At 41.5% G+C, this 26,533-nt stretch carries 16 protein-coding genes; 12 read left to right on the forward strand and 4 right to left on the reverse strand.

Features of this window, described 5'->3' with window-relative positions; all coding sequences use genetic code 11:
• Window positions 1–105 precede the first annotated feature (105 nt).
• Window positions 106–3,240 (reverse strand): GH92 family glycosyl hydrolase, encoded by a 3,135-nt coding sequence (locus BLR37_RS15630; protein ID WP_090770127.1) that lies wholly within the window; start codon window positions 3,238–3,240, stop codon window positions 106–108.
• A gap of 435 nt (window positions 3,241–3,675) precedes the next feature.
• Between BLR37_RS15630 and BLR37_RS15635 the strand changes: the two genes are divergently transcribed.
• The 3 genes from BLR37_RS15635 (at window position 3,676) to BLR37_RS15645 (ending at window position 6,846) form a co-directional block, all read left to right on the forward strand.
• Window positions 3,676–5,337: an alkaline phosphatase family protein gene (locus BLR37_RS15635; protein WP_090770129.1), complete on the forward strand. Its 1,662-nt coding sequence runs from the start codon at window positions 3,676–3,678 to the stop codon at window positions 5,335–5,337.
• Window positions 5,338–5,531: 194 nt separating this feature from the next.
• Window positions 5,532–6,176: a DNA alkylation repair protein gene (locus tag BLR37_RS15640; RefSeq protein ID WP_090770131.1), complete on the forward strand. Its 645-nt coding sequence runs from the start codon at window positions 5,532–5,534 to the stop codon at window positions 6,174–6,176.
• Window positions 6,177–6,219: 43 nt separating this feature from the next.
• Window positions 6,220–6,846 (forward strand): hypothetical protein, encoded by a 627-nt coding sequence (locus BLR37_RS15645; protein WP_090770133.1) that lies wholly within the window; start codon window positions 6,220–6,222, stop codon window positions 6,844–6,846.
• An 89-nt stretch (window positions 6,847–6,935) separates the two neighbouring features.
• Here BLR37_RS15645 and BLR37_RS15650 read toward each other — a convergent pair whose 3' ends face one another.
• From BLR37_RS15650 to BLR37_RS15660, 3 genes are all read right to left on the reverse strand, one after another.
• Complete coding sequence (locus tag BLR37_RS15650) at window positions 6,936–7,352, reverse strand: hypothetical protein (protein WP_090770135.1); 417 nt, start codon at window positions 7,350–7,352, stop codon at window positions 6,936–6,938.
• 10 nt (window positions 7,353–7,362) lie between these two features.
• On the reverse strand, window positions 7,363–8,079 hold the full coding sequence (locus BLR37_RS15655; RefSeq protein WP_090770137.1) for a glycohydrolase toxin TNT-related protein: 717 nt from the start codon (window positions 8,077–8,079) through the stop codon (window positions 7,363–7,365).
• A gap of 266 nt (window positions 8,080–8,345) precedes the next feature.
• Window positions 8,346–9,647, reverse strand: coding sequence for a hypothetical protein (locus tag BLR37_RS15660; RefSeq protein WP_090770139.1), 1,302 nt, complete (start codon window positions 9,645–9,647; stop codon window positions 8,346–8,348).
• 382 nt (window positions 9,648–10,029) lie between these two features.
• On the opposite strand from BLR37_RS15660, the gene BLR37_RS15665 reads away from it, so the two are divergent.
• From BLR37_RS15665 to BLR37_RS15705, 9 genes are all read left to right on the forward strand, one after another.
• Window positions 10,030–13,095, forward strand: coding sequence for a SusC/RagA family TonB-linked outer membrane protein (locus BLR37_RS15665; RefSeq protein WP_090770141.1), 3,066 nt, complete (start codon window positions 10,030–10,032; stop codon window positions 13,093–13,095).
• A 23-nt stretch (window positions 13,096–13,118) separates the two neighbouring features.
• On the forward strand, window positions 13,119–14,819 hold the full coding sequence (locus BLR37_RS15670; RefSeq protein WP_090770677.1) for a RagB/SusD family nutrient uptake outer membrane protein: 1,701 nt from the start codon (window positions 13,119–13,121) through the stop codon (window positions 14,817–14,819).
• A gap of 14 nt (window positions 14,820–14,833) precedes the next feature.
• Window positions 14,834–17,209 (forward strand): hypothetical protein, encoded by a 2,376-nt coding sequence (locus BLR37_RS15675; protein ID WP_090770143.1) that lies wholly within the window; start codon window positions 14,834–14,836, stop codon window positions 17,207–17,209.
• Window positions 17,210–17,211: 2 nt separating this feature from the next.
• A complete protein-coding gene (locus BLR37_RS15680) occupies window positions 17,212–18,453 on the forward strand; it encodes an MFS transporter (RefSeq protein ID WP_090770145.1) in 1,242 nt (413 codons plus the stop codon).
• Between the two features lie 401 nt (window positions 18,454–18,854).
• Window positions 18,855–19,433 carry an RNA polymerase sigma factor gene (locus BLR37_RS15685; RefSeq protein WP_244154674.1) on the forward strand — a complete coding sequence of 193 codons (579 nt, stop codon included), beginning with the start codon at window positions 18,855–18,857 and terminating at the stop codon, window positions 19,431–19,433.
• Window positions 19,434–19,538: 105 nt separating this feature from the next.
• A complete protein-coding gene (locus tag BLR37_RS15690) occupies window positions 19,539–20,591 on the forward strand; it encodes a FecR family protein (RefSeq protein WP_090770147.1) in 1,053 nt (350 codons plus the stop codon).
• Window positions 20,592–20,805: 214 nt separating this feature from the next.
• Window positions 20,806–24,081 (forward strand): SusC/RagA family TonB-linked outer membrane protein, encoded by a 3,276-nt coding sequence (locus BLR37_RS15695; protein WP_167356623.1) that lies wholly within the window; start codon window positions 20,806–20,808, stop codon window positions 24,079–24,081.
• A 12-nt stretch (window positions 24,082–24,093) separates the two neighbouring features.
• Window positions 24,094–25,986, forward strand: coding sequence for a RagB/SusD family nutrient uptake outer membrane protein (locus BLR37_RS15700; protein WP_090770151.1), 1,893 nt, complete (start codon window positions 24,094–24,096; stop codon window positions 25,984–25,986).
• Between the two features lie 18 nt (window positions 25,987–26,004).
• Window positions 26,005–26,484: a DUF5018-related domain-containing protein gene (locus BLR37_RS15705; RefSeq protein ID WP_143009586.1), complete on the forward strand. Its 480-nt coding sequence runs from the start codon at window positions 26,005–26,007 to the stop codon at window positions 26,482–26,484.
• Window positions 26,485–26,533 lie beyond the last annotated feature (49 nt).

Genomic DNA, 26,533 nt, shown 5'->3' on the forward strand with positions numbered 1-26,533 from the left:
ATTCTGCTGGATTTTACGTGTAAAGCGGATGGATAAAAATAAAGCCTGAAATCTTAAGATCTCAGGCTTTATTTTTTGTGAATTGCCTAAATATGAAACTGGGTTTTATATCCCCCAATTCTTGTTTGGCTTTGATCCCATTTGCAATATCAGTTTCCCGCCTTTCAATAGCTCGCTTGCCGGAAATTTAAAAGATTGCAGTGGTTTTCCGTTCAAGGTAGCTTTTTGTACATATTTATTGTCGCGGGATACGTTCGGCGCTTCAATCGTAAAAGCCTTCCCACGGCCATATTGTTCACCAAGGTTAATGGTTACCGATGGAAAGATAGGACTTGCAATTTCATAAACCGGCTCGCTACTGCAACCACCGTCTGTTTGGAAAAGACCCAATGCTGCCATGACAAACCAGGCGCTCATTTGACCCTGGTCTTCATCGCCCAGATAAGCATTGGCTAAATCGCTGCCATAGTATCTGTCGATAATGGCCCTGCTCCATTGCTGTGTTAGCCAGGGTTTTTGTACCCAGTTAAACAAAAAGGCAAAATGCATCGACTGTTGGTTCCCCTGAATTACCGGGTAATCCCAGTACTGGTCGCCAGGTGCATTGAATCGCAATTTGTTGCTTTCTGTAAAACCCCAGGAGAGGCGTTCTACAAATTTATCTGCACCGATCTCTTTCGCCAGTCCAGGCACATCCTGTGGCACAAAATAAGTGAGTTGCCAGGCGTTGCCCTCTACATAATGTTCGTTGGCTCCCGATTTAAAGGGATCGAAATTAGGTGCCCAGCTGCCGTCTGATTTACGCATCCGGGCATAACCCGTTTCCTTGTCAATGGCGTTGCGCCAGTAATTTCCTCGAATGGCAAATTCTTTTTCATCTTCTTTTTTGCCTAATGCCTTTGCAAACTGCGAAACCGTCCAGTCATCATAAGCATATTCTAAAGTGTTGGAAAAACGGCCAAGATCATAGGGCACATAATGGTACTTTAAGTAAGGAACCAGATCGCGGTTGCCCGCATAGCCCAAACCTACTTTTTGCGATGGGGTAGTTTGCATTTTTTTCATCGCTTCGAATGCTTTATTGGCATCAAAATCGCGGATGCCCATTTGGTAAGCACTCACCATTAACGGGATTTCGTGCTCGGCAACCATTACGGGTACGTAGTTCATACCGGCCGGACCTTTGGCCAGCCAGCCATTGGTATCGTACATGGCCAGTTGCGATTTTACCCATTTCGATGACCACTCTGGCGTAATCAGGTTCCAGAACTGGTTCAGGTTCCAGAAGGTATTCCAAAAGGCATCGCAACCCAGTGCCAGCGAATTAGGGTCTTTTAGTTTCTGTACTTTTTGGAAAGCATCTACCCAGCTGCCATCCAAATCACTCCAGGTATTGCGGCTGGCCAGCGCACGGTACATATTGGTATAAAAACGGATTTTTTCTCTCCGGTCGTTAGATTGAACAGCCACCCGGCCAATCAGCTTATTCCAGGTATCACGTTGTCCGTTCCGTACTTTTTCAAAACTCCAGCCATAGGGCCCTGTAATTTCCTGTTTCAGGTTATCTGAGGCATTTTCAATACTCACCATCGAAATCCCGGTGCGTACCTGTACTACCTGATTTGTTCTGGTATCAAATTCTACGTAAGCACCCGCATCTTTTACCTCGCCGGTATTTACTAAATCTTTATTGCTAAGCGCATCATTCTGCCAGGTCCCGAATTTTTTGATGGGCTGATCAAATTCAATCACAAAATGTAGTTTGTAATCCTGGTTTACATCGCCCGACCAGGCACCTGGGGTAAACTGTCTCGATACCCCTTCAATCCGCTTGTCGCTTACCTTTTTCAATGTCACATCTTTAAGCGTATAGGCATACTCCGAAGGAATTTGTAAATCGATCATCACCCTTGAATCGGTAGCTTTTGGATAAGTATAACGCTGGAAACCGCAACGTGTGGTGGCAGTTAATTCTGCCTTAACCTTATAATCGCTTAGCATCACTTTGTAATAACCCAGAGGGGCTTCTTCGGTTGCTTTGTCAATCTGCGAGCGGTAGCCCTCACCGGTACTCCTTTGATCGCCGGTCTTGATTTTTAACGGCCCGTTTACCGGCAGAATGCCCAGGCCAGCCATTGTCCATTCGTGGATATGGCTAAATACGCCAATGCTTTCAAAACTGGGTTCATAGCCTGCCTGCCAGCCGCTATTCTGGTTATCGGGACTTAATTTTACCATACTAAAGGGCATCCAGGGACCTGGCGCAATCATCCAGCGCGAGTGGGCAGTGCCTATGTGTGTATCTACATAATCTGCAGGCGTAAACAGTCTTTGTGCAGATCGTTTTACCATGCCGCTTTCCAGCAATATTCCATCGCTGTAAATTTCATATTTGCTTTGTTTTGCTGTGGTAACAGCTGGCATAGGCACCTCAAACTGGTATCTTGCACTATCTAATCGCTCACGGAATACCTCATTGCCATCCAGTTTCACAGTTAATACAGGTTTACCCGCAACTAAATGTGCATCAACCAGCAGGGGCTGTATTTTTTTTCCTTGTTCCGCCAGTTGATAGTCTGCTGGTTTTACGCTGCGGAGAAATACGTTTTGGTTATGGACTAATTTGGCCGAAGCAGGGCCTTCCAGTCTTATCTGGTCAAACACCATCCATGAGCCCTCAAGGGTAGTCATCAAAATTTCGTTACCACCTTTGCGCAATTGATTTGCTTCAAGCGGAATTTCGATCTTATATTCGTGGGCGGCACTTAAATCTCCCTCAAAAATTTTATTGGCTGTCTGTTCGGGTAATTGCTTTACATAAGGCTTTCCATTAATGGTAACCTTAAACAAAGGCGGTAATGCGCCCTGGTAGCCAATCAGTTCGACTACAAATTTCCAGCCCGATCCGGTGGGTTGCTGCTGTAACCCAAATAAAATATTGGCATTGTGCGTGCGCAAACCAGAGGTGCCACCAGTGCCACCCCAGGTATCATTAGGGCCTGGTAAAATATAAGCCCAATCTTTTTCTGGTTTCGAAACTCCAATAAGGTAAAATTTATCTTCCCAACCAAAATCCGCTGCTAAAAAATGTTTATAACCCGATGGGGCCAGCGCAAATTCTGTAGCCTTGTTATCTGCATGGCCAATTTGCCACAAAGTTGTTTGCGCCCCTGCTGTAGCAGTAAGGCACAACAAAACAAGGCTTAGCAATTTGTTTAAGTATAATTTTCTTTCGTTCATCGATGTTTACTTTTTCGAATTTCCCTCAATCAGACTCTAAATCGTTAGTGTATTTGTATGTACATATTAAGTGTTTGAAGTTAATTAGAATTTAGCATTTTTTGGTGATGAAAATAAAAAATAAGATTTTTTAGCTGATTATGAGGATGAAACTCACTTGAGGATTGAAAATAATATGTATGTACAATATTGCGGTTTAGCAAATGTTGTAGCAGAAACAGAAATGTTGTATGAAGTAAAATACAGTTTTTAAAGTGTGTTGATTTATATCGGATTCAGTATGATAAGAAATATGCGTTGGTGCTGTTTTGGATTCGTTTTACTGATGGTAACTGTTTGAGTGTTAACTAAAATAATTTAAAAATTAATTTTTTATTAATATTCGAATGTTTAGTTTTATTAAACATTTATATTGCTTTATTAAACATTTAAACTATGAGAAAATTTAAACCTCTACTACTCCTCATCGCGATGGGGCTGGTTACACTTGGCTGTAAAAAGGCCACAACTGAGTCAATTCAAGGCGATTCAACCCAAACAACTGCGCGGAGCGTTTTAGCGGGCAAACCTAAAAAGGTGCTTTTTATTGGTATCGACGGTTGCGTATGGAAAGCAATTACTGCAGCTAATGCACCAAACCTGAAAACCTTAATGGATCAGTCTTATACCAGCACCAATGCGTTGGCCGAAGTGCCTACCTGGTCATCAAACGGATGGTCGGCGCTGTTTACCGGTGTAGGTGTTGCTAAACACAAAGCATCTGATAACAGCTTTTCGGGTGCCGACTTTGTAAACTACCCTTCTTTTTTCAGGCAGATTAAAACCAGTTTGCCTGCTTTAAGAACCGCGTCAATTGTAACCTGGTCGTCGATAAATAATAATATTGTGGCCACACCTGATGTAACGGTAAAACAAAACAGTGCAAGTGATAACGCTACTGAAGTGCGGATTATACAGGAAATTACCAGCAGCAATACAGATGTTGCCTTTTGCCATTTCGATGATGTAGATCATGCCGGCCACGCCAGTAATTATCGGACTACCACGCAGATGTATATGGATTCGGTAAAAGCGGTTGATGCAAGGGTAGGCAGGATTTTGAATGCTGTAAAAGCAAGACCTACCTATAACAATGAAGATTGGCTGATTGTTGTGGCTACCGATCATGGCGGCGATTTAGGTCACGGTGGTAGCAGTTACCTGGAACGGAATGCATTTCTTATCCTGAACAACAGTGCTATTACGCCACAATTGGTAAATACTTTGCCTAGCACTACTACCGAATCGAACCCACATAGTATTACCACTGTCGATTTTAAAACAAATGTGTATGGACAGTTACCAACTTTAAGTAACCTCGATTTAAGTGCAACAGGCAGCTTTACCATCGAGTTTAGAGCCAGGGCAACCACAGCTACCAGCGATCCGGTAATTATCGGGAATAAGAACTGGGCCAGTGGTTATAATAAGGGCATAATTATAGCCAACAGAAATGGCGTAATCAGGGCCAACTTTGGAGATGGAACGCACCGTTTGGATATAGATGGAGTAGACCTGACAGATCAGTTGTGGCACCAGGTAGCTGTAGTAGTTAACCGGACTACACAAAAAGCGACAATGTACGATGGTGGCATCCAGGTAGCCGAAGGCAATATTTCGGCGGTTGGCGATTTGCAGAGCGGCACAACTTTTAAAATCGGGCAAGACGGAACTACCAATTACAGTCCTTATTTTACCGGTAATATTTCCGAAATAAGGTTGTTTAAATCGGCTTTACCCGCTAGCAGTATCAGTACCTACAGTTTTACCGCTTTAACATCAGCACATCCGCAACAGGCAGATTTGGTTTTATATACCAAGGGCGATGAAACTTCAGGAACGGCTTATAATGGTACATTGGTTACCCCAAAAATTGATATCCTGACCAAAAGCAGTGCTACAATTACGCGCAGTGCCTTAACTACAGCTATCTTTTACCGTAAAACAACCGATTACCATGGTGCACCTTATTTGTACAACGTGCCACCAACCATATTAAGTTTTCTGGGTATTACGCCTCCATCATATTATGACGGGCAGGCACTGGTTAATTTTTAAACAGATATTCAAATTTACAAACAAACAAAGCCTGAAATCGTAAGATTTCAGGCTTTGTTTGTTGAGGCTTTAAGGATATTAATAAGTTTGAAATCGAAGTAGAATATACGCTTAGGGCGCTTTCAAAAACGTGACTCACAGAATCATTTTATTCCGAAATATTTTGCAATTTGCTGATGCACCAGTGACAGCATATGAATCTTTCAACAAAAGCAACAGACATACTTGCCCGTATTGGATCGGATACCAAACTAGGCGATTTGAGAAAAATTGCCGCCGAAATCAAAAAGGACCACGAACTGGCCATGGAGCTTTGGTCGACCTCGAAATACCTGGCTCGCCAGCTTGCTATGCTCATTATGGATAAAAAACAGCTTAGCCAGAAGTTGATTGATGTGTTGGATAAAGATATAGATGAACATGATGGCGATGAACGACTCCAGTTAATTGATTGGTTGATGGCCAATCAACTGGCGAAGGATAAGAAGACCATTGCCTTGATGGAGCGCTGGGAAAACAGCTCATCACCATTACAGAGACGAATTTTTTGGTATTACCAGGGGCGTTTGCGCTGGGTAGGGCAAACCCCTCCACCAAATTCTGAAACACTGCTTTCTAAAATTGAAAGTCATATTGAAAAAGAAGTACCAGAAGTGCAGTGGGCAATGAACTTTACAGCTGCACAAATCGGCATATTTCAGCAAGAATATCGGGAAAGATGTATCGCCCTTGGCGAACGGACAGGATTGTATAAAAATGAAAAGATCGCTAAAAACTGTACGCCAAACTACCTGCCGTTATACATCGCTATTCAGGTTGAAAAACTGGGGAGAGAATAATAGGAAGGGTTTAATCCTGCATTTATTTTTGTTAAATTCGATTATGAATATAATACATCGCCTGAGGCTTAGTATACTTCTTGTATTTTTTGCTACTTCATTATTTGCCCAAGCCGGTCAGGACCCACGGATTGCTAAGTTCCTGTCTGTAAAAGCGGGAATGAAAACCAGCGCGGCCCATAACTATTTGCAAACACTTTTCCCAGAGTGGGATTTGAAAAAGATGCAGCATATATGTTTAATGGTAGGTGACTGGACACCTCCTGAAGAGTATGGTACGCGATTTAAATACATGTATCAGCAACGATTTTATCTCGCTGCCAGAGTCGATACTTTACACGATAATGAACAAGCTATTGCCAATAAGATTTCTGCAATGTGGAAGATTTACCAGCAAACGGGATATACAGCGTGCAACGCAAGTACATTTGATATCAGAGATGGTAATCTTTTGAAATATGCCGTTGCTGATAAATTTGATCAATTTCTGGAAGATGCGATCAAATGGAAGCTGGATTTGAACAAAATAGATTTCTATGATCAGATGACACTGTTGGATTATATCGATTTTCACCTCGCTCGCAATAAGGGATCCGCTTTGGAATCAAAATATCAAAAGTACCATGATATGTTTCGCAAAGCTGGCGCGAAATATAAGAAAGAGCTCTAGTAGCCGATGGGGGCTAACAAAAAAATAGCCTGAAATCTTATGAATTCAGGCTTTACTGTTTTTCGCCTTTTGAGAGCGGATGTTCAGCCTTAAATTTCGTTATACTTCCATACGCCTGAAATGGTAAGTAAGGTCAGCCCGGGTTGTTTTTCGCCATAACTGAAAACACAAATATATTTTGCATGACAGGATGGACAATCTGTCCCAAAGTACAGGGTGGGTAAATTATTTACGGTCAATTCTCCAAAATGGAGCAGATTTACAGCGGTTTCGGAAACAATGTTATTGCGCAACAATTCCTTTTTAGCTAAAACTTTCTCATCATTGTATAATTGAAAAATCGGAAAACCCGATTCATAAGGCGTTATTTTAACGCTGTTTTTATGCCCACAGTTACAGCATTTAAAATTTACTGCTGCTGAGTGGCCGATTTCCGCATTGCTGAAGCTGTCTTTTTCAACAGCAACCTGCTTTTCTATCAATATTTTTTTTGATATCGAATACATCTAAATTATTTTATTGAGCAATCACTACCCCCACAGCTCCCGGGTATTTTCCACTTGGGTTTTTCTTAATTGTTACTTTAATATATCCTTCCTGCGCCAGCTTGTTCCAGGTTTTCTGGTAGCCGGTTGCCGGATCGATCGGAATCTTCCACATGGTTTGTTTACCATTACCCACCTGATTAAACCAGGGAATAATATCTGCTGTTTGGCCTTTGAAAGTTAATGAATTATTTAAAACTTCTATTTCATAATAAAAATCATAAGCATTTTCTGGTTGATTTAACGCTCTTTGCCCAAAAGTATATACGGCTCCATTGATGATTGGACTTGTAAAACTACCTCCTAAAGTCGGAGCTCCTGTTCCGCTGTAGGTCCCGATAGCATTACTGTATCTATCGTATTTTTGTCCCATCGTAATTGGCGTATCATCTACCGTATTGAAACCTCCGTTTGCAGGTGGCCATTTTCCGTTTAAATTATTGTTTGTAAACAGCGTTTCCAGTTCGCTCCACTTTTTTGCCTTGTATAAATCGTAAACATGATCCCTCATCGTCTGACTTACGGTGTTGGTAGGATCGTAGGTTGCAGCCAGTTCATTGGCATTTTTGTAGAAATTGGTGGTTACCGTAACTGGCGGTTCATCTAAAAGCCCATCCTTGTCTGAGCGACAGGCCACAGCACATAATGCAAGGTTTAAAAACAGGAAATACTTCAATAAATTTTTCATAGTTATTGGTTTAGTTTATTTAAATTAAGATTTCGGGAAAAAATAGAGTGACCATGGCAGTAAAATAAGACATATTACCGCGCGGCTAAGCTAGTATTTTTTAATGATAAAAAATACAAATTAATCATAATATCTACTACATATTTAGACTAGACTATTTTCAGGATATAGCTGTAACGTAACCTTTGCCATCGACGATTTAGACGATGCCTTATTTTTTAGATTTAAGGTTTTGTTCAGCACTCAGTTGCCAAATTTAACTGGCATTAAAAGCTTTCTTTTGTTTTTAAATCATTGAGCTGAAAATTTTCAAAGCTACCTACGCCGGCAAATCTTATTTTTACGCCCATAAGTTTCCCAATGGGGATTTTATAACTGGTATTAATAATTTCCCTGTTATCGACAAAAAGATGTGCATTTTGGTTTTCGATCCTGAGTTTGACCTGTTTTCCGCTCCGAAGATCCTGCCCTTGCGGTCTCAGGTCGTCTTTGGCACCATCAAGCTGCTTTTCAGAAAATTTTAAGTTACTCCATACTACGCATTCAGGCTTAATCAGGTTAATGGAATGGAAGTTATTTTCTCCATATACAATTAAATCAGTTTGCGAACAGCGAACTCCCGGACGTGAGGGAGAGGTTTGGATGAAAACATTTAACTCAAAGTTATCTGCGCTTATGGTGGTGGGTTTAATATTGGCAAATGAAACAAAGAAGGTTTTGGTAGTATCAACACCCGATTGAATGAGTGCAGTAGTAGATACAGATACTTTCTTTTGGTTTTGAAGCACAGTTGAATTTACCGGATACACCCTGGTGGTATCGTGCTCTACAGCGGCAATCAGATCCCAGCCCTTTGTTTGAAGGTAAACCTGCCCGGTATCAATTGGCTTTTGATAATGAAAAAGTACCGGAAAATATCTTCCGGGGGCCTCATAATAATGGTTAACCAAATCGGCCGAAAAACTTTTTTTCACGCTTTTGCCATCTGCAAAATCGATCAGGTATTCGGAACGCTTAATCTTTGCATTGTTTTTAACACTCAGTTTAAAAAGTGCAGAATGCGGACTTATTCCGTTAGGGTTCAGGCACAGCAGTTGAATGTCACGGTCGCCAATCAGGCTCTTCAAGTAAACCCACAGGCTAGTACCCAATAGGAGTACAATGGCAAGCAAAATCACCTTAAGCGTATGTTTGGCCTTTCTTGATGGCTGTATGGGCACCTCTAAGGGCTGAGGCCTTGGCGCAGGTGCCTTTTCAATAGTAAGCGAGTTAATGCGTTCAAATTCCTGCCAGTCGCGAAAATCTATAAATTGGGCCAGTGCATCACGCGTAGCTTTTTGAGGATAGTAACGGTTAGAAGTTTTAACCTTACCAAATATTCGCTTTAAGGTGTTTTCGCCCAGGTGAACCTTTGTTTTCCGGTACAACAAGCCACTGAGTTTCACATAATCGCTGTTTTTCCACGAAGCGATATCCTGATTACCGGTCTGTTCTGCGATTTTTTGGCAGCAGCTGTCCAGGTTCCTGAAGAATAAAATGTTTTCGGCCTGTAAAGATTCTTCGTTCATGCTTTGATACCTCTGGTTAGGGGGATGGCTACAAATGTTTGCTTGGTTTATCGGTTATCAGCTGCGCATAAAAATACAGAAAAAGGCCCCATATCAAAATAAAAGAATATGATTTTGCCTTGTGGATCATGATTTGAAAATGATAATTACAAGCCGGGGCCCGAATGTAGGCTTTACAGCCTTTTTTAAGCTTATCCATTTTAGTTCTTTTTGTTGTTTAATTGATTGTTTACCAATGCTTTGTCTTGTATTAAATAATGGCTCAGCTTTGGTCAGCCTTTAAGTACATTTTTGGCTAAATGTGCCCATAAATTTACAGTTGTCTGCTGTTGCCATCGGCGGGCAAAACCAGCAAACTATTTTACAACTAACCAAATTTTAAATGAAAAAGAACCTATTGCTATTGTTTCTGCTGACCTGTATTTACTATGCAGCGCATGCACAAACAAAGATCGTTTCGGGCCAAGTTACCGATGCAAAAACAAAGGAGAGCCTGATCGGTGTAACTGTGAGTGTACCTGGTACAAAAACAGGTACTGTTACCGATAACCAGGGCAGATTTAGCCTTAGCATCCCCGATGCTGTAAAAAGCCTCACTTTCGGTTATGTGGGCTATCAGCTGCAAACCATTACCCTTACAGGCAAGCCCATTGAGGTTGCTCTACTGCCCGAACAGAACAATTTGAATGATGTTGTAGTGGTCGGATATGGTACCCAAAAGAAAAAAGATTTAACCGGCGCCATTGCAACAGTAAGCGGCAGCGAACTTTCAGGCAGACAAACTCTGCAGGTTTCTGAAGCGCTGCAGGGTGCAGTACCGGGAGTATCGGTAACCAGGAATAACTCTGCACCTGGTGCCGGAGCAACAGTGCAAATCAGGGGGGTAACTACACTGAATACCAATTCCCCGCTGGTCGTGGTTGACGGAATTCCGGTTAGCAGTATGGATTTGGTGAACCCGAACGACATTGAAAGTTTAAGTGTGCTAAAAGATGCGGCATCTGCTGCAATTTACGGATCACGTGGTGCCGCAGGGGTAATTTTGATAACCACAAAGCGCGGCGCTACAGGGGTATCGACTGTCGATTACAACTTTGAGTATGCACAGCAAAGACCAAATGCATTACCAGAATATGTGGATGGCCTGAAATACATGAAATATATCAATGAGTTGAATGCAAACGATGGTACAGCAATGCCGTATTCTAACGATATTATCAATAACTATGAAAAACGACTGGTTGAGACGCCTGATGTATTTCCGTATGCCAATACCAACTGGCAGGATTTGATTATGACCAATAAGTATGCGCCAAGAAAACAACATGATCTTGTATTTACTTCTGGTACAGAGAAGCTGAAAACAAAGGTTTCTTTAGGCTATCAGGATGTTGGCGCATTTTATGACAATTACAATTACGAGCGTTATCAGTTCAGGGTAAATAACGATTTAAAGATTAGTGATAAATTTAACGTCATTGCTGATTTATCCTATAGAAGAGTAAATGCATTGGCGCCTGTTAATGCACCTTTTAGTGGCCAGAACCCGATCTACGAATCCAGGGTGATACCCCCGGTTTATGCGGCGTACTATAGCAATGGTGCTTATGGAATAGCTAAAGACGGTCGTAACCCATTGGCCCAGCTGCAGGAAGGTGGAACAACGGCCAATAAATATAATCAGCTGCAGGGAAGAATCGCATTAAATTTTAAACCCATCAGGGATTTAACGCTAACGGCTTTAATATCGCCTACTTTTAATTTTGACAAGGAAAAATCGTTTTCCAAAAAAATCGTGTATACCAGTCCTGACGGTGCTACCACGGGTACAAACCGGGCTAATTCTTTGTTAAACGAATCCCGGAATGAAAGTTACCAGCTAAACAGCCAGTTTCTGGCCAACTATTCCAAATCGTTTAATAACAAACATAATTTCGCTGCCCTGGCTGGTGCGGAGAGTATTTACTATAATGCGGAATCCCTCGGTGCAGGAAGGGAAGGTTTTGAGTTAACCGATTATCCTTATTTAAATGTCGGATCGATTCTTTTAAGAACAAACTCAGGTTCTGCAAATGAAGAAAGTCTCCATTCGTTCTTTGGCCGGGTAACCTACGACTACATGAGTAAGTATTATTTTCAGGCTAACTTAAGGCATGACCAGTCTTCAAGGTTCGCCCCTGAATTTAGAAAAGTAACTTATCCGTCATTTTCTACCGGTTGGGCCATTTCAGAAGAAAATTTCATGAAACCGGTAAAGTGGGTTAATTATTTGAAGTTAAGGGCTTCATACGGGGAGGTTGGTAACCAGCGTATCACTGATGCTGATGGAAACCAGGATTATTATCCTTACCAGGCCAATGTGAACCTGGATGGAACAGCACTATTATATCAGAATGGCGTATTGGTTGCCAAAACCACTGCAGCACAGCGTGCTTTTGCCATAACCAATATACGCTGGGAGACTACAACTACCGCTGATATCGGGATTGATGCGACTTTTTTTAACAACAGGTTAAATTTAACAGGTGGATACTTTAATAAAAAAACAAAAGATATTTTGCTCCGCCTGGATATCCCGCTCAATCTTGGTTATGATAAACCTACCCAAAATGCAGGTGTGCTGAATGTCAAAGGCTGGGAACTGGGTTTAAACTGGAAAGATAAGATTAACGAATTTACCTATAGTGCAGGTTTCAATATTGCAGATGCCAAAAGCAAAATCTTAAATATGGGCGGTACGGTACAGGAATCTGGTTCGACCGTAGTGAATATGGAGGGAAGTGAATTTAATGAATGGTATGGCTATTTAAGCACAGGTATTTATCAAACGGATGCCCAGGCGGCCTCAGCTGCGAGGACCAATAACAATACCATTAAAGCTGGCGATGTGGGCTATCAGGATTTAGATGGTAATGGAATAATAAATGCCAATGACAGGGTACTTTTAGGTGGCTCGCTGCCCAGGTATCAATATGGAGGCAATATCAATTTGGGTTACAAAGGCTTTGATTTTGGAGTGGTATTCCAGGGTGTAGGCAAAAGGCTAACCCGTTTGGGTAATGATATCATCCGCCCGTTTCAGGAGCAGTTCGGTAATTTTCCGGTACAGCTGGATGGTAAATTCTGGAGCAAAAATAATAGCCCCGAACAGAATGCAGCAGCTGAATATCCTAAGCTGAGCAATACCAATTCCGGCAACAATTATGCTTCATCAGATTTCTGGCTGGTAAATGCTGCCTATTTCAGGGTTAAAAATGCTACCCTGGGCTATACCTTATCAAACAAGGAATACTTGAAAAAAATCGGATTACAGTCAGTGAGGTTCTACGTATCAGCAAATGATTTTATTACCTCAAGCAAATTCCCAAAATATGCTGACCCTGAAACCGGAAATGCTACCTATCCGATTGTCTCGACTTTTTTAGGGGGCGTAAGTGTTAAATTTTAATGGCCATTAAAATTCAAATGAAAATGAAAAAAATATTAATAATAGCATCAATATTGATCGTTGGTCTTTATTCCTGTAAAAAACTTGATTTATACTCGCCGTCCAATCCAACTTCTGAGAGCTTCTACTCTAACCAGAATGAACTGGAACTGGCTGTATATGATATGTACCGGATTGATTTTTGGACACCGGTAAAAGAGAGTACCGGTAGCTGGGAAGAGTTTTTCTCAGACAACTGTTTCTACAGGGGTGGAGCGGGCGGAAATTCCATAATTGCTGGTACTGTAAACTCTTCCAACGCAGATATCGAAACGTATTATCTGAATTGTTATAAGGCTATTGCCAGAATAAATAGTTTTTTGGACAACAAGAACAAGGCTGCTGCAAATACGCCGGCAGCGGTAATTACCAAACTCGAAGCAGAGGCCAGATTGATCAGAGCCTATCAATACATGAAGTTGATTACCCATTTTGGCGACGTACCATTAAATTTAACAACGCTTACCTTGGAGCAGTCTTTAGCAGTAGAAAAAGCAAGGAAAGAAGATATTTATAAATTTTTGATAGGCGAGTTTGATTTTGCAGCTCAAAACCTGCCCCAAAGCTATGGTACTGGGATTAAAAAGCTGACATCAGGTGCAGCCCTGGCTTTTAAAGCAAGGACAGCGCTCTATATGGGCGACTGGGCAACAGCAAAGTCAGCATCAGCTGCTGTAATGGCTTTAACGGGGGCAGGCGCTTATAGCTTAACAACTCCATACTCAAGTATTTTTCAAAAAGCAGGGGAACTCAGCAGTGAAATCATTTTTAGTATACCACGCGATCAGACTCTAAATTCATCCAATTCGCCAACTGATATATTGCCCAGGAATGTTAGCGGAAGTTTTGCAGCAACAATGCCTACCCGGGAACTGGTAGATGCCTATGAGTGTACAGATGGAAAAACCATTAACCAATCGCCCTTATACAATCCCCTCGATCCGTTTAAAAACAGGGATCCACGGTTAGCCGCAACGGTGGTTCCTTTTAATACTTACTTTTTAGGTTACAATTATAACCCGCATCCTGATTCTTTAAGGGTATGGAGCAACAAATTAGGACGTTTGGTGACCAACAACGATACACGGGCTGTAGCACCCTTTGCCAGTTTTACCGGTTTCATTTGGCGTAAAGGGGTTGAGCAAAGCTGGGCCGATAAGTTAAATGAAGACAATGATGCAATCATTATCCGATTTGCCGAGATGTTTTTAACCTATGCCGAAGCCAAAATTGAATTGGGCGAAGCAGATGCGAGCGTTTTAAATGCAATTAACAGTGTGCGTGCCAGGGCATATGGTGTACCTGTAACCCAGGTAGCATCCTATCCTGCTGTAACCACCTTAAACCTTACAGAACTTAAGCAGATCGTTAGAAGGGAAAGGCGTGTTGAATTTGCTTTTGAAGGATTGCGTTATATGGACTTAATCCGTTGGAAACTGGCCGAAAAAGCATTGACAAAACCTGTAATTGGTCTTCCGGATCCGGCAAATCAAAACCGGGCTAAATGGCCGTTTCCTGGCGTAACGCCAATCGATGCAGACGGCATTGCAGATTACAGTGGTTTTGGTGCTGATGTAAAAATAATTTACACCAGAAATTTTGATAAGAGTAAACAATACCTGTGGCCTATACCAGCCAGAGAGGTAAGGGCAAATCCGAAACTGACGCAAAACCCTAATTATTAAGAATTTTTAAAAAGATGAAAAACATAAAAACAAGTATCTGCTGGGGTGTCGCATTGGCACTTGCCACACCATTTTTAGTCAGCGCCCAAACAAAACCATTACAAGTAAGTGGGGTGTATCCTCATTTGGCCACTTTTAACGAGGGATGGCCAAAAACCGAGGAGCAGAAAAAGAAAGGCGGCCAGGGCTTTGAAAATGGTATTGGTGCAATAACGCCCTGGGCCGGGCAGCTTTGGATGGTTACCTATTCGCCACACGAGCCTCATGGCAGTGCCGATAAACTTTACAGTTTGGATAAAGATTTAAATGTAACCATCCATCCCGAAAGCATTGGAGGTACGCCGGCTAACCGCATGATTCATCGCGAATCAAACCAGCTCATTACCAGTAGTTATTTTATTGATGACAAAGGGAAGGTGAGGACAATCCCATTCAGTGTAATGCCTGGCCGGATGACTGCAACCGCAAGACACCTCACTGATCCTGAAAATATGGTCTATTTTTATGATATGGAGGGCATGTTGTATGAAGTAAATGTACATACCCTGGCGGTGAACAAGCTCTTTCACAAGCCTGTTCCCGGCTGGCATGGTAAAGGTGCCTATACTGCCCAGGGCAAACTGGTGGTAGCCAATAACGGCGAGGAAGCTGTTTTTAAAATTACCAAAGACATGCTGCAGGCCGGGAACCTGCCACAAAACAATGAAGAAAAAGGCGTGCTGGCCAGCTGGGATGGCAAAAAATGGGAGATTGTTGAACGCAGGCAATTTACTGATGTAACTGGTCCGGGTGGTATTTATGGCAGTCCGGGTAATAAAACCCCGCTGTGGAGTATTGGCTGGGATAAACGTTCTGTAATACTCAAATTGCTTGATAATGGCCAATGGTACACTTACCGCTTGCCTAAGGCGGCACATACCTACGACCACCGAGGAGGCTGGTACACCGAGTGGCCGCGCATACGTGAAGTGGGCAATGGTAAAATTCTGATGGATATGCATGCCATGATGTACGATTTCCCTAAAACCTTTTCGCGTGCTAACAGTGGAGGTATTGCTCCGCTTAATACCCATTTGCGCTATATCCCCGATTTTTGCAACTGGAACAACCAGATTGTAATTGCCACCGATGAAACCACGGTGCTGGAAAATCCTTTGGCCGGAAGGGCGCAATCCAACTTGTGGTTTGGCCAGTGGAATGATTTAAAAACATGGGGTAGCCCCACAGGTTGGGGTGGACCATGGGAAAAAGATGCGGTTAAGGCCAATATTCCCTCAGATCCTTATCTGATTAATGGTTTCGATAACAGGTTGCTGCATCTGTTAGCAGATAAGCAAACTACGGTAACCCTGCAGATAGACCAAAAAGGAAACAATAACTGGAAAGATTACAAAAAAATCAATCTGGAAGCCAATAACTACCAGTATTTTCTGCTACCTGCCGGTTTAAAAGCTACCTGGATCAGGTTTAAGACAGATAAAGATTGTATTGCAACCGCTTTTATGCATTTTAGCGGAAAGCCACATAGCTCAAATCCTGCATTATTTAAGTCGCTGGCCGATATTACCGATAACAGCGAGATTAATGCAAACCTTATCCGGCCTGCAAATTTTAACAAGAACCTGCAGGTGCTGCAAGTTCCTGAAAATAAGTATACTGAAATAGATGAGAAGCTTGCCACTGTTAACAATACTGCCGATAGCAGTGCGCAGATTTTGCGTTTAGGGAAGTTAACAAAAGGATATGCAGTTGATGATGCTTCGGTAATTGTAAAAGATGCAACAGGTACTTTCCGTTTGCCTAAAGGCTCAGGTGCTTACGAAACTTTTGCCTATCGCGATAAGCGGGAAATAGAATCTGAGCGTTTTATGCTAAATATCACAGGTACTTTTTACGAGGTTGGCCGGGAGAGTGGATTTATCGCATTGCGCCCGGTAACTACGCATAACAAAAAAATAGTCGATTTCTGTACCTGGCGTGGATTATTGGTCTTCAGTGGTACGAAGAAAGATGCCAAACCCGATGGACAATATTTTGGAAATGAAGCAAATGGTTTATGGTACGGTGGCGTAGACGATATGTGGAAGATGGGAAAAGCAGTTGGTGTAGGTAGCGTTTGGAAGAACAGTAGCATTAAGAAAGGCGAGATTTCGCTCCCTTACCTGATGACAGGTTATGATCGTAAAAAAGTAAGTTTAACAGCCAATAAACCAGTAAAAATTACCCTCGAAGTAGATTTCGATCTCACCGGTTTTCACCATTACAAAACCTTTACGCTTACGCCAGGAAAATCAGTTGAATACGAATTTCCAGTTGGTTTTAGTGCGCACTGGGTTAGGGCGATAACCGATAATGATTGCATGGCCACTGTTACGTTTAACTATCAGTAATTATGGAAAAGATTGATGGTAAAAGTGTGTGGCAGCATTTATTCAGCACCGTAGTAATCGTTGCTGCATTGGGTTATTTTGTAGATATATATGATTTGCTGCTGTTTGGTATTGTCAGGATTCCAAGCCTGATAGAACTGGGGCTTGATGAAACTGCACAATCTGTAGAGGGAGCCAGCATTTTGAACTGGCAAATGAGTGGTTTACTGATAGGCGGTATACTCTGGGGTATTTTGGGTGATAAAAAAGGACGTTTATCTGTTCTCTTTGGTTCCATTGTAACTTATTCTATTGCTAATTTTGCCTGTGGATTTGTTCAGGATATTACCATTTACAAAGTTTTGCGTTTTGTAGCCGGTATAGGCCTTGCAGGCGAACTGGGGGCCGGAATTACATTGGTTTCTGAAAGTTTGCCCAAAAAACTCCGGGGCATTGGCGCCTCAGTAGTTGCAGGCGTAGGCTTGTTAGGGGCTGTGGCTGCTTATTTTACCGTCGAGCTCTTTAGCTGGCGTTATGCTTACTTTACAGGTGGTGGTTTAGGCATATTGCTGCTTTTGTTAAGAATTGGCGTATTCGAATCGGGTATGTACACGCAGATTGCCGAACGCGAGCAGGTACGCAAGGGGAGTTTCAGCTCCTTCTTTACCAATAGCCGGCGCTTAAAACTTTATGCCAGGTGCATTGGTATCGGATTGCCAACCTGGTATGTAATCGGTATACTGGCTACTTTCAGCAACGAATTTGCAAGAGCTTTGGGTATAACCGAAGTGGTAAAACCAGGCCTTGCTGTAATGTGGTGTTATATTGGTCTGGCTACCGGCGATTTGCTGAGTGGCGTATTAAGCTACCTGCTTTGCTCCAGAAAAAAAGCGGTAATCCTGCTCATGCTTTTTACGCTATTAGGGACCGTTATTTACCTGTACGGCGGTGTGGCCAATCCCACAGGTATATACCTCATGTGCCTTTGGCTGGGCTTTGGCATTGGGTATTGGGCCATGTTTGTTACCATCGGCGCCGAGCAGTTTGGCACAAATTTAAGGGCTACTGCAGCAACAACCATTCCCAACATGGTTAGAGGAACAGTGGTATTAATGACTACTTTATATGGGGCCTTAAAACCCGATATTTTACCGCTTCGTGCTGCTGCGGTAGTGGGCTTAATTTGTTTTGGCATTGGTATTTACAGCGTGCTTACCATACCCGAAACGCATGATAGGGAACTTAATTTTATAGAGCAGGATTAACAGCCGTCTTTTTAATTTCTTAAAAAAACTATTGTTTGGTCTTCAATATGTTGGATTCAGTTTGGTCTGAATCCAACATTTTTTGTTTTATGGCATTGGAAATAAGTTGTTATGTTTATAGTTGGTGAAAGTTTTTTTAGTTTTGCTAAACAAAATCTGAAGTGCATGTATAAAAAACGATTGATAATAGTAAATAAGCACTAATGATTTAAAAATGTTATTTAAAGATTAAACTGTATCTTGGAGCCAGCCAAGCTTACAACAAACCCAAAAACTCAGCACAACGTAACATCCCTGAAGTGGCGTGCTGGTTAAACAGCGAATGACTATATTTTTGCAAAAACTTTTTAAAACAGGAGCGTCGTACCCCTTAAAAGGAATAAACTGTAGGAAATTTTACCATGGATAAATTTAATTTTCCTGATGGTAAAAGTACCTTGCATGCCTTATGGTGGGAGGCGATGTGCATGGGCGAGAAAGATGCCTTTCTAAACCTGTACAAAGGGCTTTACAGGAGTTTGGCCGGATTCGGCCTGCGGGTTCATGCCGATTCTGAAATGGTTACCGATACATTAAATCAGGTATTTCTCGAACTTTGGGAGAAACACGATAAGCTGCCGAGGGTAGAACAGGTGGAATCATACCTTCGTACCATTTTAAAGCGAAAAATCTTAAAACGAATCGCACAGGAGCAACGGTTAAATAAAGCAATCTCAGTAATTGTAACCGAAGATGAGGCGCTGCTGGAAATGCCTTATGAAGAGTTGATTGTAAAAATCCAATCCGATGAGCTGGTTAAAAACAGTTTACTTGCCGCTCTCGAAAAATTAACTCCCCAACAGCGAAAATTAATCCAGTTACGGTTTTATGATGGCTTGAGTTATGAAGACGTGGCCAAAAGAACACAATTAACCGTTAGAACAGCCTATAACACCATTTATAGTGCGTTAAAATTTTTGCGTACCCAGCTTAAATTTTAGCCTTTACATGTCCGCCAGGATAGATTTTTAGAATAAATTAAAAAAAGTTAAAAAATACTTGGTAAAAATTTCAATTACTGTGCACTGGTATAAAAAAGCCGTTCCATGATTGATGAACATAGATACCCCGAAGATTTTTTAATGGATGATACCTTTAAGCAATATTGCGAAGGTAGCAACCAAAAATGTGTGATTTTCTGGGAGGAATGGATTAATAAACATCCCGAAAAACATAATACAGTATACGCTGCAAAAAAAATGTACCAGCTTTTAAGCGGTAATTTAAAGCCGCTTAATCAGCAAGTCGATTATCTTACGGCGCAACTCAACCCGTTAATCAAAGTTAAAAAGTTCAGGAAAGTACATTACGCTATTGCTGCGTCTGTTTTAATTATACTGCTAGCAGGACTGATTTACATGATCAACGAACGTCCAAACAAGGCCTTACATTATGCCGGAAATTTTGTAGCCAAAAGAGGAGAGAAAAAGAAAATTACGCTGCCCGATGGTACTTTGGTATACCTGAATGCTGATAGTAAAATTGAACTTGGAGATCATTTCAACCAAAGCGATAGAAATGTACGGTTAACAGGCGAAGCTTATTTTGATGTAAAGCACGATGCCGCCAGGCCTTTTTTTGTGCGGACCAAAGATTTTAAAATCAGCGTTTTGGGTACTGCTTTTAATGTGAAAAGTTATGCTAACGAACATGAATCAGAAGCTACACTGGTGCGGGGTACCATTAAGCTCGAAGACAATACCGGCTTAAACAAAAATATTGTAATTCTTAAAGCCGGTCAGAAAATTACCTATCACCTGTTACATGCCCAGACAGATCCAGGCCTTTCTGTTACAGATGAGGCAGAGCGCTTACCTAAAATTGAAGTCAATAATCTTACCCTGATTGATAAAGAAGTAGTAGAATCGGCATGGACGAATAACAATCTCATTTTTGCGAACGACAATTTTGAAGATATTAAAACACGACTGGAGCGTTGGTTTAATGTAACTATCGAATTTAAAGATAAAGAACTGGCTGGCTATACTTATACAGGGCACTTTGAAAACGAAGATATCTTAACAATTCTGGATAACCTGCAACGCGTAAAACATTTTAATTTTAAAAAGAAAGGAGAACATATCACCATAACCAAATAACCAAACTAACCAAAATAAACCTGTATCGAAAAGAAAAAGGGGAAGTGCTCGAACACATTCCCCCGATAATTTTTTGATCTTTTTTCTAATCTGGGGTTCCTCACTGGACATGCGTAGCCCCAAATAAACCAATCAAAAAAACAAAAATATGATTAAAATTTACATTAGTCAAGCCTCGCCATGGCTCAGGCTCCTTTCTAAAGTCATCATTCAAATGAAGATTGCATTCCTATTAGTCTTTATTACCTGCCTAAATGTTTCTGCAAAGGTTTTTTCGCAAGAAAAACTTACACTCGATCTTAAAAACATCAGGCTCGAGAAAGCTTTGCAAACTATTGAAAAACAAAGTGGTTATCGTTTTGTCTATAGCCCAACCGAAGGTCCTTTTAATAAGGTAGTCAGCATCAAAACCAATCAGGCCTCGCTTGAAGAAGTTATGCGTACTTTGCTTTCAGGTACCGCACTGAACTTTTCGGTGCAGCAGAATAACCTCATTACCATTTTGAAAGATGAAATGGCCAATCAGGATATAATTGTAAAAGGTCTGGTTAAGGACAGTACAGGTGTTGGGCTACCCGGCGTTTCCGTTGCTGTAAAAGGCGTTAAGGGAATCGGTACTTCTACTGATGGGGATGGTAAATTCAGCCTGTCAGTACCCGATAATTCAACATTGGTTTTTTCCCTCATCGGTTACGAAACCGTTGAAAGAAGGGCTACAGGTGCATTAACCGTAGTCTTAAAAGCTTTAGACAATAACCTGGATGAAGTAGTGGTACAGGCCTATGGTAAAACAACCAAACGCAAAACTACCAGTGCTATTTCTACCCTTGATATGGGTAACGTAGCCGCTTTACCCGTGCAATCTATAAACGATGCGGTAGCCGGTAGGTTACCGGGGGTAATTGTAACTGCAGGTAGTGGTGCACCGGGTGCTAAAGCCAGTATTTCTATTCGTGGGCAGAGTCCTATTTTTGTGATTGATAACATCGTACGCTCGGCCAACGATTTTGCGAATCTAAACCCAAATGATATTGAGAGTTATTCGATATTAAAAGATGCGGGCGCTACAGCATTGTACGGAAATCAGGGCGCTAACGGTGTAATTCTGGTAACAACAAAACGGGGTAGCGAAGGCAAGGTAAATATTAATTATTCCTACAATCAGATCTTCTCGCAGCCCACGCTATTCCCCGAAAAAATCAGCTCTTACGATCAGGCAGTTGCTTTAAACAGGTTATATGCCGACGAAGGCAGGAGCCCGTTCAGATCAGCAGCTGATTTAGAAAAATTACGCACTGGTTCCGATCCCTTTAATTTCCCAAATACAGATTGGCAAGCACTTACCATGAAAAATTTCGCACCCGAAATGAGGCACGATCTGTCTGTAACTTCAGGTACTAAGAAATTAACCTATTATGCAGGTCTTTCGTATTATGATCAGGGAAGTATTTTACGAACCGATAATAACTATAATAAGCGAACTACATACCGTTTAAATACCACCAGCCAGTTCGATCAGTTAAACCTTAAAGTAACCGCCGGATTAGATGGTTTTATTGAAAGTAATGTAACTCCCGGAGTGGGATATGGCAGCATTTACAGCCACATACAAAATAGGGGATCGGCGCAACTTGCTGTAAACGAATTTGGTTTGCCAACCACCCAACCAGACAATCCTGTCCGTGAACTCGATCCACAATCTGGGTACAACAGGCAGTTAGCCAAAATTTTAAACACTAATCTTGGATTAGAGTACTCTGCTCATTTTTTAGAAGGTTTGAAATTTAAAGTAAACGGTACCTATACAACTTACAACAATGTTAGCAAAAACTGGAATTACCTTGCACCAGCTTACAACCTCAACAGTACAACACCAATATATGGCAATCCACCGAGCTTAACGGTAGGACAGGGCCAGGGTAGTACATTAACGCTACAAGGTTATATTCTTTACAGCAAAACTTTTGGCGATCACAGCATCGATTTTACAGGTGTTGTGGAGCATCAGCAAGATGAAGCTTCTAACATTTCGGGCAACCGCAAAAATTATCAGATTATTTTTGATCAGCTGATTGCCGGTCCCGCACTTGATCAATCAGTAAGTGGCGGCGAATCGGAGGCTGCAAGGGCTGCCTTACTGGGTAGGTTAACTTACAGTTATAAATCAAGATATTCAATAGAAGGATCAATTAGAAGGGATGGAGATTATCTGTTTGTTCCCGGTCGTCAGTGGGGTACATTTTATGCTGTTTCAGGAAATTACATTATTTCTGAAGAGAAATTTATGAAATCGCTGAAAGACAGGCATATTCTTGACTTTTTAAAACTGAGAGGTTCTTATGGCGTTTTGGGCGATAAAACCGGTGTAGGCGCATTTGGCTATGTACCTTCTTACAGCATTAATCCAACAGCTTATGTGGTAAATGGTAACCTGGTACAAGGTACCTCCGAACCCGGAAGCTTGCCAAACAGTACCTACTCGTGGCAAACCATAGGTAGCCGTGATTTGGCCCTGGAATTTGGAACTTTAAATAACCGTTTAAGCGGTACCTTCGATTATTATTATACCCGCAGGACAGGTTTCGTTACCGGCGATCCACGTTTCTCGCAAACCCTGGGTATTGGTTTACCGCAAATTAACTTTACCGAAGGAGCCCTGCGTACCGAAGGTTATGATTTTAACCTCAACTGGGCAAGCAACATTGGTAAGCTCACCTATAAAATCGGAATTAATTTTACCCGTTATAACTCACTTTGGGAGCGCTTTGCCGGCGATGACGATGCAACCTTAAAAAATCCTTACACCCGCACAACCAATACCAGCGGGGGCTTTTTACAAACAGGCTACTATAATTCAGGCTTTTATACATCAAATAGCCAGCTGTTAAATGGAGCACGACGCATCAGTTCTACCAATGTAGTAGCGGGCGATTTAAGATATCAGGACCTTAATGGCGACGGACAGATTAATGCTGATGATTTTAGAAGAATTGGAAGCAATACTTTCCCGCGCACGAACTACGGTGTAACCATCGATCTGGGATATAAAGGATTTTCATTCAATGCAGTAGTACAAGGTGCTGGTAACCGTGACCGTTATTTGGGAAATGCAGTGCAGGGCGGCGATCCGCAAAACCCTTTGGCCTATGGCTTTCAGTTAGATTACTGGCGACCAGATAATACCGATGCATTATTTCCTCGTGCAGTAAGTGCAACAACTGTAAACGGAGGTAATAATTTTACAGGAAGTGATTTCTGGTTGGTTAAATCAAAATATGTGCGCTTGAAATATGTACAGTTTGGTTACGATTTCAAAGAAAGCGTATTTAAAAAATCAGCATTTCAGCAATTGCGTTTGTTTGTGTCAGGTACCAATTTGTTAACCTCATCAAACAGTACCGACTTTTTTATCGATCCGGAATCGAACACCAACAATTACGATTACCCGATCCAGCGAACGTTCGCAATAGGTTTAAATGTAGGTTTCTAATTAGTTAAAGTCATGAAAAAAATTATAATAACAATTTGGGTTTGTGCCGTTATGCTGGCTTTAAACTCTTGTAAAAAGGTATTAGATGCCGATCCGCTAAGCCTGATTAGTCCGGATGTGGTTTGGAGCAGTAAAGCCAATGCCGAAACTTTTGTTTTTGCAACCTATGGTATTATGGATCCTTATAATTCGGGACTCAAAGGTGCCGAGGACATATACACGGCCAATATTTTAGGGGCATATGGTAATGGCGATAATGCCTTTACTGTTTTTTCTGAAACCTTAACTAACAGAAGTAATTACGGATTTGACAATTGGGGAGCAGTGCGCCGTTGTAACGTAATTATCAAAAATGTAACCGAATCGGCTGGTATAGCAGATGTCGATAAAAAGGCATTAATTGCAGAAGCTAAGTTTTTAAGGGCTATGTCTTATTACAATATTGCCAGAAGAACCGGTCGTATTGCCTGGATAGATAAGGTCTTGACCGAAAACGATGATCTTAAAGTGCCCAGCACGGCCAGTCCGACTGAAAGTTATAATTACATTATTAAAGATCTGGAAGACGCTGTTGCCGATTTGCCAACCACAAAAATTACCGGCCGTACCAACAAATATGTGGCAGCGGCATTTTTAACTGAGTTATGTTTGCAAGCTTTGGCATATAAAAACTACCCTGCGGCACCGAATGTTGCACCTAACGATCCATTACTGGATAAAATTATTACCAATGCCCAATTGGTAATAAGCGGCGGTTATGCTCTTGAAGCAGATTACGAAGGCATGTTCAACGAAACCAAAAGTACTTCGAACGAGATCATCTTCGCTATTTACAAAAAGGCAATCAATACCTCTTTATCAAGTACACCCATGCAGCACCAGTTGCCTAACATTAAACCCGAAACCATTATTCAGTTTAGTGGTACACCTTTGTTTAATAAACCCGTGCCTTTTGAGGTTTGGCCCGAAAATTTCCCGGCGCAAAACTTTACCGACGATTATTTAACTATCGATAAGGCTGATCCAACCAAAGTGGTGCCCTGGAACCAGACTTCTCAATACCTGAATGCAGTTGATGAAAGTGTAAATGTGGTAGCACCGTTTGCTAAATCGGGTTTTCCTGATGATAAAACTGCTAAGCTAAACAATGATGTAGTGGTTAAAATGGGCCGTATTAAACCTGGAAGCACAGAAACCATGTGGAGCTTAACCAACGAAAACCGTGATGCCAGGTGGAAAGCCTCTATCATCAGCGATTCGACCCGTTTTTACGGCGAATTGTTTACTACTGGTTTAAAAGGTAATTCTGGCCGCTTTTTAGGTACCATTAATGGTGGTGGTTACGATTGTACTTTAAGCAATATGTATTGGCGTAAAGGTTTGTACACCAATGTAAGCCCATCATACTTAAATAGTGTGAGTACTGATTATCATTTTGTATGTATGCGTTTGGGCAGGGTATATTTAAACCTGGCCGAAGCCTATTTATTAAAAGGCGATTTAACCAATGCTTTACTAAACCTGAATAAAACCCGTACTTTTCACGGAAAACTTCCAGCCTCTACAGCAGGAACGCTGGTTGCTGCCTGGAAAGATTATAAAATCGAAAGAAGGGTAGAACTGGCAGAGGAAAATGATCATTATTTCAGTTTGTTACGCTGGGGAAGATTTGGTGGCGATGCAAATGATGGTATAGCTCCTGGTGGTACCATTAAAGAGTTAACTGAGCCTATGCGTGTAATGGACATATCAAAAGACCGTAAATCGTTTTCTATTGTAACCGGACCATTTGGGAGACAATATAACGACAGGAAATTTGATGCTTCCAGAAGATACCTCTTCCCTATACCGCAAAACTTAATCGATAACAATCCAAAATTTGGTCCGCAAAACCCAGGATGGTAACCCTAAATCAATCAAATTATGAAATTTAACATAAAACATATATCCTTTCTGATGATGCTCGTATCATTGGCTTTATTTTCCTCTTGTTTAAAAAAGGATTTGAAGGATTATCCCCTGTATGACATCAATGAAATCACATTGGTTAATGTCGAACATCGTTTCAATGGTTCGGCTACAATGAATGGACAGCCTATTGTTGTCTATCAGAAATTGAATGCAACCCAAACAGTTGATAAAACAAATGCTATTATTAATGTAGCTATATCAGTACCTGCTGCCAATGGGCAGTTTACCGCTGCCGAAAAAGCTAATGTAGTGCAAAGTAAATTGTGGTTTTATATGAATATCTCAACAGCAGCAAGCATTGCACCAACTGGCGGAACAGCTACACTTGGCGATCCAACCGATGCAACCAAACCACTTAAATACGTGGTAACGGCAGCAAACGGAGCGAGCAGGGTATGGACGATTAATATAACCTCGTTTACAAATAATTAGGTTTAGTTGGTTTAGTTTAGAGTCGCTAAAAATTTTAGCGGCTCTTTTT

This window comes from Pedobacter soli (assembly GCF_900101435.1).
Lineage (GTDB): Bacteria > Bacteroidota > Bacteroidia > Sphingobacteriales > Sphingobacteriaceae > Pedobacter > Pedobacter soli.

What these genes read in the sequence shown, in the direction of transcription:
- BLR37_RS15630 (WP_090770127.1), bottom strand. Translation starts at nt 3,240, where the DNA reads ATGAACGAAAGAAAATTATACTTAAACAAATTGCTAAGCCTTGTTTTG.
- BLR37_RS15705 (WP_143009586.1), top strand. Translation starts at nt 26,005, where the DNA reads ATGAAATTTAACATAAAACATATATCCTTTCTGATGATGCTCGTATCA.
- BLR37_RS15650 (WP_090770135.1), bottom strand. Translation starts at nt 7,352, where the DNA reads ATGTATTCGATATCAAAAAAAATATTGATAGAAAAGCAGGTTGCTGTT.
- BLR37_RS15700 (WP_090770151.1), top strand. Translation starts at nt 24,094, where the DNA reads ATGAAAAAAATTATAATAACAATTTGGGTTTGTGCCGTTATGCTGGCT.
- BLR37_RS15640 (WP_090770131.1), top strand. Translation starts at nt 5,532, where the DNA reads ATGAATCTTTCAACAAAAGCAACAGACATACTTGCCCGTATTGGATCG.
- BLR37_RS15685 (WP_244154674.1), top strand. Translation starts at nt 18,855, where the DNA reads ATGGATAAATTTAATTTTCCTGATGGTAAAAGTACCTTGCATGCCTTA.
- BLR37_RS15645 (WP_090770133.1), top strand. Translation starts at nt 6,220, where the DNA reads ATGAATATAATACATCGCCTGAGGCTTAGTATACTTCTTGTATTTTTT.
- BLR37_RS15690 (WP_090770147.1), top strand. Translation starts at nt 19,539, where the DNA reads ATGATTGATGAACATAGATACCCCGAAGATTTTTTAATGGATGATACC.
- BLR37_RS15695 (WP_167356623.1), top strand. Translation starts at nt 20,806, where the DNA reads ATGAAGATTGCATTCCTATTAGTCTTTATTACCTGCCTAAATGTTTCT.
- BLR37_RS15635 (WP_090770129.1), top strand. Translation starts at nt 3,676, where the DNA reads ATGAGAAAATTTAAACCTCTACTACTCCTCATCGCGATGGGGCTGGTT.
- BLR37_RS15670 (WP_090770677.1), top strand. Translation starts at nt 13,119, where the DNA reads ATGAAAAAAATATTAATAATAGCATCAATATTGATCGTTGGTCTTTAT.
- BLR37_RS15665 (WP_090770141.1), top strand. Translation starts at nt 10,030, where the DNA reads ATGAAAAAGAACCTATTGCTATTGTTTCTGCTGACCTGTATTTACTAT.
- BLR37_RS15655 (WP_090770137.1), bottom strand. Translation starts at nt 8,079, where the DNA reads ATGAAAAATTTATTGAAGTATTTCCTGTTTTTAAACCTTGCATTATGT.
- BLR37_RS15675 (WP_090770143.1), top strand. Translation starts at nt 14,834, where the DNA reads ATGAAAAACATAAAAACAAGTATCTGCTGGGGTGTCGCATTGGCACTT.
- BLR37_RS15680 (WP_090770145.1), top strand. Translation starts at nt 17,212, where the DNA reads ATGGAAAAGATTGATGGTAAAAGTGTGTGGCAGCATTTATTCAGCACC.
- BLR37_RS15660 (WP_090770139.1), bottom strand. Translation starts at nt 9,647, where the DNA reads ATGAACGAAGAATCTTTACAGGCCGAAAACATTTTATTCTTCAGGAAC.